Genomic DNA, 12,511 nt, shown 5'->3' with positions numbered 1-12,511 from the left:
TCAGTACTTCCAGCGGTACGCCGCCGCCACCCGGTCGTCGTCCAGCCCGGCGACGGACGCCGCCTCGCCCCGCCGTACGGCGATCACCGCGTCGGCCAGGACCGGGCCGAGGGCCGCCCGCAGCACGCCGTCCGCGCGGAACTCCTCGACGGCCCGCTCCAGCGAGTCGGGCAGGCGCCGCACACCACGGGCGGCCGCCTCCGCCTCGCCCAGGCCGGCCGGATCGCCGGTGATCTCGTCCGGCAGGGCGGCGGACGCCGTCAGGCCGTCCAGCCCGGCGGCGATCAGGGAGCCGATCGCGAGGTAAGGGTTGGCGGCCAGGTCGACGGGCTTGATCTCCAGGTTGGCCGCCTGGTCGCGCAGGCCCGCGGTGCCGGTGACGACACGCAGCGCGGTCTCCCGGGTCTCGCGGCCCCAGGCCGTGAACACCCCGGCCCACTGGGAGGGCCTGAGCCGCAGGTAGCTGGCGGGACTCGGGGCGGTGACGGCCGTGAGAGCGGGCAGGTGGGCGAGGATGCCGGCCGTGAGCGACTCCGCCTCGGCCGTCATGCCGTACCGGCCCTCGCCCCCGGCGTGCAGACTGGCCCCGTCACGCCAGGCGGACAGGTGGACGTGCCCGCCGTTTCCGACGCCCTGGCCCACGACGGCCGGGGCGAAGGAGACCCGCAGCCCGTGCCGCTGGGCCACCGCCCGGACGGTCTGCCGGACGAGCACGCTGCGGTCGGCCGCCGCCACCGGATCGACCGCACCCACCGAGATCTCGAACTGCCCGGCCGCGTACTCGGGATGGACCTGCTCGACGTCGATGCCCTGGGCCGCGCACGCGGCCAGCACGTCGGCGGTGTAGTCACCGAGCTCGACCTGCCGGGCCGCACCGTACGCCGGGCCGGTCGTCGCGGGCACGAACGTGTCGCCGGGGGCGTCGCCCCGGGCCACGGTCCACTCGACCTCGATGGCGGCCCTGAAGGTGAGGCCGTGCCGCCCGGCCGCCTCGGCGACCGTCCGGCGCAGGAACGTGCGGGCGCAGCCGGGATGCCGCTCCCCGTCCTGCGTGACACGGTCCACCGGCGCCCAGGCCCAGCCGGGCTGCCCGGCCAGGACGACGAGCTGGTCCAGGTCCGGGTAGAGGCGCAGATCGCCGTCGGGGGAGCCGAGGACGTCGGTGGTGACGATGGAGTCGTTCGCCAGGAACGTGTCGAACACCGGCGACATGCCGACGCCCCAGGCCGCCGCGGCGGCGAGCCGGGCCGTCGGGACGGTCTTCACCCGGCCGATGCCCGCGGTGTCGATGTAGGCCAGCACCACGCCGTGCACGCCCCGGCCGGCGAGCTCGCCGCTCAGCGCGGTGGCCCGCTCGACATCGCCGGGACGGCCGCCGGGCACGGGATCGGCCAGGGTGGTCATGCGTCCTCCGGTTCTTCTCCGGCGAAGGCGGCGTCGTCAGGGCTTCACGGCCACCGCGCCGTACTGCGGTACCAGCAGGGCCGATCTGGGCTCGGCACGCCACTGCCCGCACGACACCATGCCCGGTTCGAGCACCTCAAGACCCTCGAAGAACGCGGCGATGTCCGCGCCGCTGCGGGCGGTGATCGGGGGAGTGGCGTTCTCGTTCCAGAACTTCATGGCCGGGATCTGGCCCGCGCCGCCGAGCTCGTCGTCGAAGGTGGGGTGGGTGAGGACCAGGAAGCTGCCGGACGGCACCGCGGCCATCACCCGGCGCACGATGTCCCGGGCCTTCTCGACGTCGAGGACGAAGTTGAGGATGCCCAGCATCATCACGGCGACGGGCCGCGTGAAGTCGAGGGTGTCCCCCGCTCGTTCGATGATGGCGTCCGGGTCGTGCACATCGGCGTCGATATAGGCGGTCACGCCGTCCTGGGTGCCGGTGAGCAGGGTGCGGGCGTGCACCAGCACGATGGGGTCGTTGTCGACGTAGACGATGCGGGAGTCGGGTGCGAGCCGCTGGGCGATCTCGTGGGTGTTGTCCGCCGTCGGCAGTCCCGTGCCGATGTCGAGGAACTGCCGCACGCCGCGCTCACCGGCGAGGAACGACACGGCCCGGCCCAGGAAGTCCCGGTCCGCCCGGGCGATGTCCCGGATGATCGGGAACATGCCGGCGACGTGCTCGCCGACCTGCTGGTCGACCTCGTAGTTGTCCTTGCCGCCGATCCAGTAGTTCCACACGCGCGCGTTGTGCGCCACACCGGTGTTCAGCCTCGCCGACCCTCCCGAAGGGGTGTGGCCATCACTCACGACTCGTCCTCTCCTCGCACGCCCGACCGGAAACGGTCATCGCCGCCATTGTGCCGCTCCGATGATCACGCTGTCCCGGGAATCGGCGGAGCGGGCACGGCGGTCGGCGCCGGTCGGCTCGCAGGGAGTCGGTTGCCGTGCCGGACGGCTCAGTCGGGGCTCGGGGCGGGTGACTTCCCGGCCAGGACGTCCTTGAGCCGCTGGGTGCCCTGCTGCACGGCCTGCTGCGTGGAGTCGTTCTCGTCCCCGTCGAGCCCGCCCGCCGTGACGGTGATCGCGTCGTCCCCGACGCGCACGGCGGCGACGTCCAGGGTCAGCGTCGCGTCGTCGCCGCCCGCGGAGCCCTGCACCGTCACGCGCAGCCCCCGACGGGCGTCGCCGACCTTGGGCAGGGAGATCTCGATGACCTGGACGGTGCGCTTCTCCCCGCCGTCGGTCACGGTGAACTGGTCGCACTTCTCCGGCAGGGTGCCCAGCCAGTCCAGGGAGTCCTGCAGGGCGGTCCGGTCGTAGGCGGCCACCTGGTACAGCAGGCGGGAGTCGCCCTGCTGGAAGCCGCGCAGCTCGGACGCGCCGGACGGCCTGCCCAGCAGATCGTCGTCGAACAGCGAGTCCAGGAGGCGCTGGCAGTCGGAGGCCTGGGCCTTGGCGGTGAGGAAGTCGGAGACGTCGACGGTGCCGATGAGCAGGCTGTCGTGCCAGTTCTCCGCCTCCGTGTCCTTCACCTGCGTCCAGTCGTCCTCGATGTCCGCCTCGGTGATCAGCGCGGTCCGGGCGCCGTCCTTGGAGAGCGTGGCGGTGGGGGAGGGGGTCTGCCGCTTCCCCGCGACCTGTGACGCGGTGACGCCCTGGACGCGCGAACCGTCCGTGCCGCCGTCGTCCGAGCAGGCGGAGGTGCACAGCAGCGTGCCTGCCGCCAGGGCGGGGGAGAGAACGCGGACGAGCCGGGACGGACGACGGGTCATCGGGAGTGCCTCCTGAGAACGTGACGCGTGCCCCCAGCGCACCACCGGCGCCGAGCGCCCACCACCGGCGCCGGACCGACCGGGTGAGCGCCGACGGCCACGTTCCGGGCCGGGCGTGCCCGTTCTGCCAGGCCCGGGCCTCACGGAACGGGTGACGGCACTGGGCGGCGACCTGCGCGCGGGGCCGCGTACGGGCGGGGGAGCGGGGTGGCAGGTGCGGGCGGTGTTCCCCGCGGGGAAGCAGGGACGGCTCGACTCCTGGCGTCAGGACCTCCACACGCTGTTCAATGAGGCTGCACAGGCTGCGCACATCGCCCGAGCAGAGGAGCCGCCCGTGTCCCCCGCCGTCGTGCCGCCCGTCGGCGCCCGCATCCGGCAGGCGCGTCAGGAGCGCGGTACGAGCCTGCGCGCGCTGGCCCGGGAGGTCGGTGTGTCGCCGAGTCTCGTGTCGCAGATCGAGACCGGCAAGAGCCAGCCGTCGGTCAGCACGCTGTACGCGATCACGACGGCCCTCGGCATCTCCGTCGAGTCCCTCTTCGACATCCGGGAGAGCGCCGTGGCGTCCGCGCCCGGGGCGTCACCGGGCACCGTGCCACATGCCCTCGCCGCCCTCGCCGCCGATCCGGGGCGGCGGATCGGGCCGCTGGTCGGCGCGGGCGCGCGCGAGACGCTGGAGCTCGACTCGGGGGTCGTGTGGGAGCGGCTCGGGCGGGTGCCGGGCGCGGAGACCGACTTCCTGCTGGTGACGTACCGGCCCGGCGGCTCCTCCTCCGGCTCCGGCGCGCTGATGCGGCACCCCGGCACCGAGTACGGCTACCTGACCTCCGGCGAGCTGGTCCTCACCCTCGGATTCGAGGAGTACACGCTGCGGCCGGGCGACTCCGTCTGCTTCGAGTCGACGACACCCCACCGCTACCGCAACGATGGAGAGGTACCGGCGGTGGGCGTCTGGTTCGTGTCCGGCGATGTTCAGTGACGCTTGACACCCATCGCGCACGGGCGTTCACTCCGGAGTGGGGGTGGTCGCCATGGCGATCCGCACATACGGCCCCAACGCCGTCGACTGGGAAGAGCGCATCGACCTGGACCGGCTGCGCGGGCAGCGGCTGGCCCGGCTGCATGAGTCCCTGAACCGCTCCGAGCTGGGCGCGGTGCTCAGCTTCGACTTCGCCAACATCCGCTACATGACGGCCACGCACATCGGCACCTGGGCAATCGACAAGCTGATCCGCTTCGCCCTGCTGGTGCGCGACGGCGAACCGGTCGTCTGGGACTTCGGCTCCGCCGCCCGCCACCACCAGCTGTACAACCCGTGGCTCGACTACAGCGACGGCAAGGGCGGCCCGCCCACCGGTGCCCGGGCCGGCATCTCCACCCTGCGCGGCGCCTTCCACCCGGGCGCCGGGATCGCCGAGGACGTGGCCGCCAAGATCGCCGCCGAACTGCGCGACCACGGGCTCGCCGGCGAACCCCTCGGTGTCGACGTCGCCGAGATGCCGGTCCTCGCCGCGCTGCGCGCCGAGGGCATCGACGTCGTCGACGGGCAGCAGGTCTTCCTGGAGGCCCGCCGCATCAAGACCGGCGACGAGATCGCCCTGCTCACCCAGGCCTGCGCCATGGTCGACGCGGCGTACGAGGAGCTGTACGGGTACCTGCGTCCGGGCGTGCGCGAGAACGAGTGCGTCGGCGTGGTCAGCAAGGTGCTCTACGACCTCGGCAGCGAGTACGTCGAGGGCGTCAACGCCATCTCGGGCGAGCGCTGTTCACCGCATCCGCACGTCTACAGCGACCGGCTGATCCGCCCGGGCGACCCGGCGTTCTTCGACATCCTGCACAGCCACCTCGGCTACCGCACCTGCTATTACCGCACGTTCGCCGTGGGCAGCGCCTCGCGGGCGCAGCGGGACGCGTACGTGCGCTGCCGGGAGTACATGGACGAAGCGATCGCGCTCGTCCGGCCCGGTGCGACCACCGCCGACATCGTTCAAGTGTGGCCGCGTGCCGAGGAGTTCGGTTTCGCCGACGAGACCGCCGCCTTCGCCCTCCAGTACGGCCACGGCGTCGGCCTGTCGATCTGGGAGAAGCCGGTCTTCAGCCGTCTGGTCTCCCTCGACCACCCCGAAGTGCTGGAAGAGGGCATGGTGTTCGCCCTGGAGACGTACTGGCCGGCCGCCGACGGCTGGTCCGCCGCCCGGATCGAGGAGGAACTGGTCGTCACCGCCGGCGGCTGCGAGGTCATCACCAAGTTCCCCGCCGAGGAACTGCTGGTGGCCGGGCGCAAGTACTGGACGGTGGGCGGCGAGCTGAACACCCGGCGCGAGGCGCAGTCCCACCTCAACACCGGGGACCGCGCGCGGGCGGACACGGGGGAGCGATCACACGCGCACACCACGGACCGTCCGCGGACGACCGGCCGGGACCGCTGATGGACGCCACCGCGCTCCTCGACCGGTACGAGCGGATGAACGTCATCCGCCGGACGGAGAAGGCCGCCCACGATCTGTTCCTGCGGGGGCTGGTGAAGGGCACCACGCACCTGGCCGCCGGGCAGGAGGCGATCGCCGTGGGGGCGAGCGCCGCCCTGCGCCCGGACGACTACGTGTTCGCCACCTATAGGGGCCACCACCATGCCCTCGCCCGGGGCGCCACCCCCGAGGAGTGCCTCGCCGAGCTGATGAGCCGCGCCACCGGTCTGTGCCGGGCCAAGGGCGGCTCCATGCACCTGACCAAGGCGGTCACCGGCATGCTCGGCTCCTACGCCATCGTCGGCGCCCACCTCCCGATGGCGGTGGGCGCGGCCTGGTCGGCCCGGCTGCGCGGCACCGAGCAGCTCGCGGTCGCCTTCTTCGGCGACGGCGCGACCAACATCGGCGCCTTCCACGAGTCGCTCAACCTGGCCGCCGTGTGGAAACTGCCGGTGCTGTTCGTGTGCGAGAACAACCTGTACATGGAGTACACGCCGATCGCCGACGTCACGGCCGTGCCCCGCCCCGCCGCCGACCGGGCCCCCGCCCACGGCGTCCCGGGCGAGACGGTCGACGGCAACGACGTGGTGGCGGTCGAGGAGGCGGTGGAGCGGCTCGCGCGGCGGGCCCGGGCCGGAGACGGGCCCGCCGTGCTGGAGGCCGAGACCTACCGGCACTACGGCCACAGCCGCGCCGACCCGGCGTCCTACCGCCCGGCCGAGGAGGTCGAACGGTGGCTGAAGCACGACCCGCTGGACCTCGCGCGGGGGCGCCTGGCCGAGCTGGGCGTGGACGAGGAGACGCTCGCCGGGGCCGACGAACGGGCCCGGGACGTCGTGGAGCGTGCCGTGGAGGCGGCGAAGGCCGCGCCGCCGCCGGATCCGCGTGAGGCGCTGACCGACGTGTGGGCGGACGGGGGTGCCGCATGGCGGACGTGATCACCTACCGGGACGCGGTCGCCGAGGGCATCGCCCGCGAGATGCGGCGGGACGCCTCGGTGGTGTGCCTCGGGGAGGACATCGCCGCGGCCGGCGGGGTGTTCAAGACCACCACGGGCCTGCTGGAGGAGTTCGGACCCGGGCGGGTGTGGGACACGCCCATCTCCGAACAGGCCATCGTGGGCGCGGCGATGGGCGCCGCCATGACCGGGATGCGGCCCGTCGCGGAGATCATGTTCTCCGACTTCCTGGCCTGCTGCTGGGACTACCTCGCCAACGAGATCCCCAAGGTCCGCTACATGACCGGCGGCCAGGTGACCGTGCCCCTCGTCGTGCGCACCGCCAACGGCGGCGGGCTCGGTTTCGGCGCCCAGCACTCCCAGGCCACCGAGAACTGGGCCCTGACCGTCCCCGGGCTGAAGATCGCGGCGCCGGCGACACCGGCCGACGTCATCGGCATGCTGGCGGCGGCGATCCGCAGCGACGACCCGGTGGTCTTCTTCGAGCACAAGGCACTGCTCGCGACCAAGGGGCCGCCGCCTCCGCCGGATCACGTCGTCGAGCTCGGCCGGGCCGTGGTCGTCCGCGAGGGCGCCGATGTCACGCTCGTCGCGCTCGCCTCGACGGTTCCCCTGGCGCTGAAGGCCGCCGACGTCCTGTCCGGGGAGGGCATCGAGGCCGAGGTGGTCGACCTGCGCTGCTTGATCCCGCTGGACGCCGCGACCGTCCTCGCCTCGGTGGGCAAGACCTCGCGGCTCGTCACCGTCGAGGAGAACCCGTACCAGGGCGGCTGGGGCGCCACCGTCGTCTCGGTCGTCGCCGACGAGGGATTCGCCCTGCTGGACGCGCCGGTGCGGCGGGTGGCGGGGGAGTGCGTCCCGCTGCCGTTCGCCGACGCGCTGGAGGAGCAGGTCGTCCCCACCGTCGACAAGGTCGTCACGGAGGTCCGCAGGCTCGCCGCGTACTGAGCCGCACACCCGCCACCGAACACCCCATGGGAGGAAGCGCGATGACCACCAGGACACTGCTTCGCTCCGGTCACGTGATCTCGATGGACCCGGACATCGGGGACCTTCCCCAGGGGGACGTCCTCGTCGAGGACGGCAGGATCGCGGCCGTCGAGCCCGAGATCAGCGCCGACGCCGAGGTCCTCGACATGACCGGCCACATCGTGATCCCCGGCTTCGTCGACACCCACCGCCACACCTGGGAGGCCCCCATCCGGGGCGTCGCCCCCGACGCCACCCTCGACGACTACTTCGTCGACATCCTCGACACCTTTGCACCGCTGTACACCCCCGAGGACGTGTACGCCGGCAACCTCGCGGGCGCCCTGGAGTGCCTCAACGCCGGCATCACCACGCTCGTCGACTGGTCGCACATCAACAACACCCCCGAGCACCCGGACGCCGCGGTCCAGGGCCTGAAGGACTCCGGCATCCGGGCGCGGTACGCGTACGGCAGCGCCAACACCTCCCTCGCCGACTACTGGTTCGAGAGCAGGATCACGATCCCGGCGGACGACGTACGGCGGATCCGGTCGACGCACTTCGCGTCCGACGACGGCCTGCTCACCATGGGCCTCGCCACCCGCGGCCCCGGCTTCTGCGTCGACGAGGTCGTCACCGCCGAGTGGGCCATGGCGCGCGAACTAGGCCTGCCCATCACCGTGCACGTGGCCATGGGGCGCCTCGCCGGCCGCTTCGGCATGGTCAGGCAGCTGCACGGCCTGGGGCTGCTCGGCCCGGACACCACCTACGTCCACTGCTGCTACCTCAGCGAGGAGGAGTGGCGGATGGTCGCCGACAGCGGCGGCACGGTGTCGGTCGCGCCGCAGGTGGAGCTCCAGATGGGGCACGGCTGGCCGCCCGTGATGCAGGCCATCGAGCACGGGCTGCGGCCCTCGCTCAGCATCGACGTCGTCACCACCGTGCCCGGCGACATGTTCACCCAGATCCGCGCGGCCTTCGGCGCCGAACGCGCACGCGTCAACGCCGACTGCTGGCAGGCCAACATGCCCGTGCCCAGCACCATGCTGACGGCACGTCAGATGCTGGAGATCGCCACCGTGAACGGCGCCCACGTCGCCGGCCTCGAGGACCGCACCGGCTCCCTGACCCCCGGCAAGCGCGCCGACATCGTCGCGATCGACGCCACCGCCCCGAACGTCGCCCCCGTGCACGACGCGGCGGCCGCGGTGACGCTGTGCGCCGACGTCTCCAACGTGGACACCGTCCTCGTCGACGGCGTGATCCACAAGCGCGACGGCCGGCTCCTCGGTGACACCGCCCGCGCCCTGCGGCTCGTCGGCGAGTCCCGCGACCGGCTCCTGGCGGCGAAGGAGGCCAAGGGGGCGAAGGCACCGGCATGACGAATCACCTGGTGCGTCACGCCGCCGGCCTGCCCGAGCCGCCCTATGACGGCCACGGTCACCGGCGCCGGACGCTGGTCGGCGAGGAGGACGGCAGCGTCCACACCGGCTTCGGCGTGTGCGAACTGCTCCCGGACGGCCGGGTGCCCGCCCACGTGCACTCGTACGAGGAGACCTTCCACCTCCTCGACGGAGCCGTGATCCTCGACCTGCCCGATGGCTCGTACCTGCTGGAGGCGGGCGACTACGGCCTGCTGCCGACCGGCGTTCCGCACGCCTGGCGCGGGGCCGGGGACACCGGGGGCCGCTGGGCCGACATGCTGGCCCCGGTGCCGCGCGCCCGCTACGGACACGACACCCAGGCCGTCCCGGACCTGCCCGCGCGCGAGCCGGCCCGGGTCGATGTCCGCGACCCGCGCACCCGCCTCTTCGGCCACTTCGAGCCCGGCCAGATGGATCCCGGCAAGCAGTCCCAGGACCTGCTGGCCGCGACGGCGAGCATGCGGACCGCGCTGCTGGTCTACAGCGGGATCACGGTGAAGATGATGATCGACGGCGATCTGGGCGCGGTCGCCTCGACCATGTTCATGGTGCAGTACGCGTCCGACGGGGTCATCGGAACCCACGACCATCCCTTCGAGGAGACCTATCTGATCCTCGAGGGCGTCGCCGAGGCCACCCTGGACGGCGAGCGGTACCGGCTGGAGCCCGGCGATCTGGCCTGGGCGGGCGCCGGGTGTGTGCACGGTTTCGGCAACGCGGGGCAGGGGCCGCTGCGCTGGCTGGAGACACAGGCGCCGCAACCGCCGTCACGGCACTCGTACCGGTTCACGCGGGACTGGGACTATCTGCGCGCGGCACTGGAGGAGAAATCATGAGCAGTGTGCTCGTCGTCGGCGGCACGTCCGGGATCGGGCTGGAGTTCGCCCGGTCGCGGGCGGGGAACGGAGACGACGTCGTCCTCACCAGCCGCGAGACCCAGCGGGCCGAAGCGGTCGCCAAGGAGGTCGGCGCCCGCGGACTCGCCCTGGACCTGGCCCGGCCGCTGGAGATCGCGGCGGCCCTGGCCGGAATGGGGCGCGTCGACCATCTGGTGATCGCGGGCGTCACCCGGGACGACAACAAGGTGACCGACTACGACATCGACGCCGCCCTGCGCCTGGTCACCCTGAAGCTGGTCGGCTACACGGAGGTGGTGCACACGCTGCGCAGCCGGCTGCACGACGACAGCGCCATCGTGCTGTTCGGCGGCCAGGCCAAGGAACGCCCCTACCCGGGCGCGACGACGGTGGCGACGGTCAACGCGGGGGTGCGGGGCCTGATGAACTCCCTGGCCGTCGAACTCGCGCCGGTCCGGGTCAACACCGTGCATCCCGGCATCGTGGGCGACAGCCCCTACTGGCAGGCCAAACCGGAGAAGGTGCTCGCCACGCTGCGCACCGAGACCCCCACCGGACGGCTCGCCGCCATGGCGGACGTGGTGGACGCGGTGGACTTCCTGCTGCGCAACCGGTCGGTCAACGCCGTCGAACTGACGGTGGACGGGGGCTGGTTGCTCGGATGAACGGCCTCGGGACGTAGGTGACGGCGGAGCTGCCGGTCACCCGGCACGCCGCAGCGTGTCCTGTGCGACCTCCTTGTCCACCGCCGCCCGCACCAGCGCGGCGGCGAGGACGGCCGGGTCGGTGTCACCGGCCAGTTCGGTGAGGCGCTCCGGGTCCTTGGGCAGGTCCAGCCGCTCGGCTCCCTGGAGGGCCTTGGCGTCCACGTAGGGAGCCGCCTCCGGCCACAGGCCCTGCACCTCGCGCAGGAAGATGTCGGCACCTGCAGGCCCGAGGCCGGGGAACTCCTGGAGGAGGCGGCGCAGTTCGGCGGCCTTGCCGTCCGCCTCCCGGCGCAGCCGCCGCAGATCGCCGCCCCACCGCTCGTTCAGCAGCTCGGCGGCGTCGCCGAGCTGGGTGGCCGTGCGCTCGTCGTAGCGCCGGTAGCCGCCCCGGCCCAGGGCGTCGACCCGTTCCTGCCAGGAGGCCCGCGCCATACGCCGCGGATCGCGCAGCCCCGCCTCGTGCAGGGCACGGGCGGTGGCCAGCGCGATCGAGCCGCGGATACGGGCACTGAGCAGGTGGGACAGCACCAGCAGCCGGTACAGCGGCTGCGGGGCGTCCTTCAGCCCGATGCCCGCCTCCTCGGCGTACGTCCGGCCGTGCGCGCCGACGAGTTCCCGTACGACGCGCTCCGGGCGGCCCACGTGCCTACCCCTTCAGCGTGTCGTGGCCGACCGTCATCAGCCGGCGCCGGCGCCGGGTGTCCTCGGCCGTCACCTCCGGCTCGGGCGCGTTCTCCAGGTCCACCTGGCTGGTGACCGTGTCCACGACCTTCCGCATCACGCGCAGGTCGTCCTCGGTCAGGTCGGTGCGCCGCTTCTGGAGGATCGCCAGAACGTGCTGCCCGGTGGCCGAGCCCGCCTGGTCCGGCAGCGGCTCGGTGGCCTCGTCGGCGTCGCGGACCCGCAGCCAGGCCGCGAGTTCCTGCGAGGTCATGTTCACCACGCGGTGGAAGTCCTCCCACAGCGCGTCGAGTTCGAGGGCGTCGGTCATCGCCTGCCCCTTCCGTGCGTACGTCGGATACTCCGTGCCGTTGCCGCGGGTCAGCAGGTCAGCGGGGGAAGTTCTCGGCGTCGAACATCCAGCGCTGCTTCTCCAGCTCCGCGGTGATGCCGATCAGCAGGTCCTGGGTCACCGGGTCCGCCTTCTCGGTCGCGTCGATGCGCCGGCGCAGCCGGCCGACCGCGTCCTGCAGCGCCTCCACCATCACCTGCACGGCGTCCGAGTCGCGCACCCAGCCCTCCTTCGGGGCGGGCAGCGTGAAGGCCTTGGCGACGGTCTCGGGCCGGCCGTCCGGCGGAACGCCCAGCGCCGCGGACCGCTCCGCGACGGTGTCGGCGAAGTCCCGTGCCGTCGTGACCACCTCGTCGAGCTGGAGGTGGATGGACCGGAACCGGGGGCCGACGACGTTCCAGTGCGCCTGCTTACCGACCAGCGAGAGCCCGAGCAGATCCACCAGGGTGTCCTGGAGGGCTTCACAGGAGACCTTGCGGGCGTCGTCGGGCAGTGTGCTCCTCACAGCCGTCATAGGGCACTTCTCCTTCTCGCGTCGTTCCTGGTCGTCCGGAGCAGTGCGTCGCGCTCCTCCTCGCCGGTGCCGCCCCACACGCCCGCGGCCTGACCGCTGCTCAGCGCGAAACTCAGGCACTGGTCGGTCACCGGGCAGCGTGCGCAGACCCGCTTGGCGGCGCTCACGTCCCGCAGGGCGGGGCCGGCGGTGCCCACGGGAAAGAACAGCTCGGGGTCCTCGTCCACGCAGGCGGCGCTCCGCAACCACTCCATGAACGCGCGGGTGCCCTGGGCACACTGGTGCAAACGCGTGGTGCGGGGATCGTCCTGCCTGCGAAATGGCCTGTCGGGAACCTCGGAAGGCGCAGAATCTTCACAGGCGGCGGGTCAAGGGGCTATAGTCCGA

The 12,511-nt window shown here is 72.7% G+C and carries 14 protein-coding genes; 7 read left to right on the top strand and 7 right to left on the bottom strand.

The annotated features are described in order from the left end of the window. The 3 genes from HNR57_RS01415 to HNR57_RS01405 all read right to left on the bottom strand — a co-directional run bounded on the left by HNR57_RS01415 (position 1) and on the right by HNR57_RS01405 (position 3,218). Positions 1–1,404, bottom strand: a complete 1,404-nt coding sequence (locus HNR57_RS01415; protein WP_184554681.1) for a type I glutamate--ammonia ligase — start codon at positions 1,402–1,404, stop codon at positions 1–3. A 36-nt stretch (positions 1,405–1,440) separates the two neighbouring features. After that, on the bottom strand, positions 1,441–2,253 hold the full coding sequence (locus HNR57_RS01410) for an SAM-dependent methyltransferase (protein WP_184554678.1): 813 nt from the start codon (positions 2,251–2,253) through the stop codon (positions 1,441–1,443). 149 nt (positions 2,254–2,402) lie between these two features. Next, on the bottom strand, positions 2,403–3,218 hold the full coding sequence (locus HNR57_RS01405; protein WP_184554675.1) for a hypothetical protein: 816 nt from the start codon (positions 3,216–3,218) through the stop codon (positions 2,403–2,405). A gap of 115 nt (positions 3,219–3,333) precedes the next feature. On the opposite strand from HNR57_RS01405, the gene relB reads away from it, so the two are divergent. From relB to HNR57_RS01370, 7 genes are read left to right on the top strand one after another with little or no spacing between them, the layout of a single operon-like run. After that, positions 3,334–4,194: a type II toxin-antitoxin system RelB family anti-toxin gene (gene relB / locus HNR57_RS01400; protein ID WP_313672933.1), complete on the top strand. Its 861-nt coding sequence runs from the start codon at positions 3,334–3,336 to the stop codon at positions 4,192–4,194. 52 nt (positions 4,195–4,246) lie between these two features. Then, on the top strand, positions 4,247–5,644 hold the full coding sequence (locus HNR57_RS01395; RefSeq protein WP_246554127.1) for a M24 family metallopeptidase: 1,398 nt from the start codon (positions 4,247–4,249) through the stop codon (positions 5,642–5,644). Further along, positions 5,644–6,621: a thiamine pyrophosphate-dependent dehydrogenase E1 component subunit alpha gene (locus tag HNR57_RS01390; protein ID WP_184554672.1), complete on the top strand. Its 978-nt coding sequence runs from the start codon at positions 5,644–5,646 to the stop codon at positions 6,619–6,621. Before HNR57_RS01395 ends, HNR57_RS01390 begins: the two co-directional genes overlap by 1 nt. Next, the gene (locus tag HNR57_RS01385) at positions 6,609–7,589 is read left to right on the top strand and encodes an alpha-ketoacid dehydrogenase subunit beta (RefSeq protein ID WP_184554669.1); all 981 of its coding nucleotides are present in this window, start codon (positions 6,609–6,611) and stop codon (positions 7,587–7,589) included. The genes HNR57_RS01390 and HNR57_RS01385 overlap by 13 nt, the downstream gene beginning before the upstream one ends. A 41-nt stretch (positions 7,590–7,630) precedes the next feature. Beyond that, complete coding sequence (locus tag HNR57_RS01380; protein ID WP_184554666.1) at positions 7,631–8,992, top strand: amidohydrolase family protein; 1,362 nt, start codon at positions 7,631–7,633, stop codon at positions 8,990–8,992. After that, on the top strand, positions 8,989–9,870 hold the full coding sequence (locus tag HNR57_RS01375) for a cupin domain-containing protein (protein WP_184554664.1): 882 nt from the start codon (positions 8,989–8,991) through the stop codon (positions 9,868–9,870). The genes HNR57_RS01380 and HNR57_RS01375 overlap by 4 nt, the downstream gene beginning before the upstream one ends. Further along, positions 9,867–10,556, top strand: coding sequence for an SDR family oxidoreductase (locus tag HNR57_RS01370; RefSeq protein ID WP_184554661.1), 690 nt, complete (start codon positions 9,867–9,869; stop codon positions 10,554–10,556). The genes HNR57_RS01375 and HNR57_RS01370 overlap by 4 nt, the downstream gene beginning before the upstream one ends. 36 nt (positions 10,557–10,592) lie before the next feature. On the opposite strand, the gene HNR57_RS01365 is transcribed toward HNR57_RS01370, so the two are convergent. From HNR57_RS01365 to HNR57_RS01350, 4 genes are read right to left on the bottom strand one after another with little or no spacing between them, the layout of a single operon-like run. Then, on the bottom strand, positions 10,593–11,240 hold the full coding sequence (locus tag HNR57_RS01365; protein WP_184554658.1) for an HhH-GDP family DNA glycosylase: 648 nt from the start codon (positions 11,238–11,240) through the stop codon (positions 10,593–10,595). Between the two features lie 4 nt (positions 11,241–11,244). Then, positions 11,245–11,589: a DUF3140 domain-containing protein gene (locus HNR57_RS01360; protein WP_184554655.1), complete on the bottom strand. Its 345-nt coding sequence runs from the start codon at positions 11,587–11,589 to the stop codon at positions 11,245–11,247. Between the two features lie 58 nt (positions 11,590–11,647). Beyond that, complete coding sequence (locus tag HNR57_RS01355; protein ID WP_184554652.1) at positions 11,648–12,124, bottom strand: Dps family protein; 477 nt, start codon at positions 12,122–12,124, stop codon at positions 11,648–11,650. Further along, entirely contained in the window at positions 12,121–12,378 is a 258-nt protein-coding gene (locus HNR57_RS01350; protein ID WP_184554649.1) for a WhiB family transcriptional regulator, read from the bottom strand. The genes HNR57_RS01355 and HNR57_RS01350 overlap by 4 nt, the downstream gene beginning before the upstream one ends. Between the last annotated feature and the right edge of the window lie 133 nt (positions 12,379–12,511).

It is taken from the genome of Streptomyces paradoxus, from assembly GCF_014202475.1.
Taxonomy (GTDB): Bacteria; Actinomycetota; Actinomycetes; order Streptomycetales; family Streptomycetaceae; genus Streptomyces; species Streptomyces paradoxus.
The sequence above is the reverse complement of the archived record's forward strand: the minus strand, read 5'-3'. Positions and strand labels throughout refer to the sequence as shown.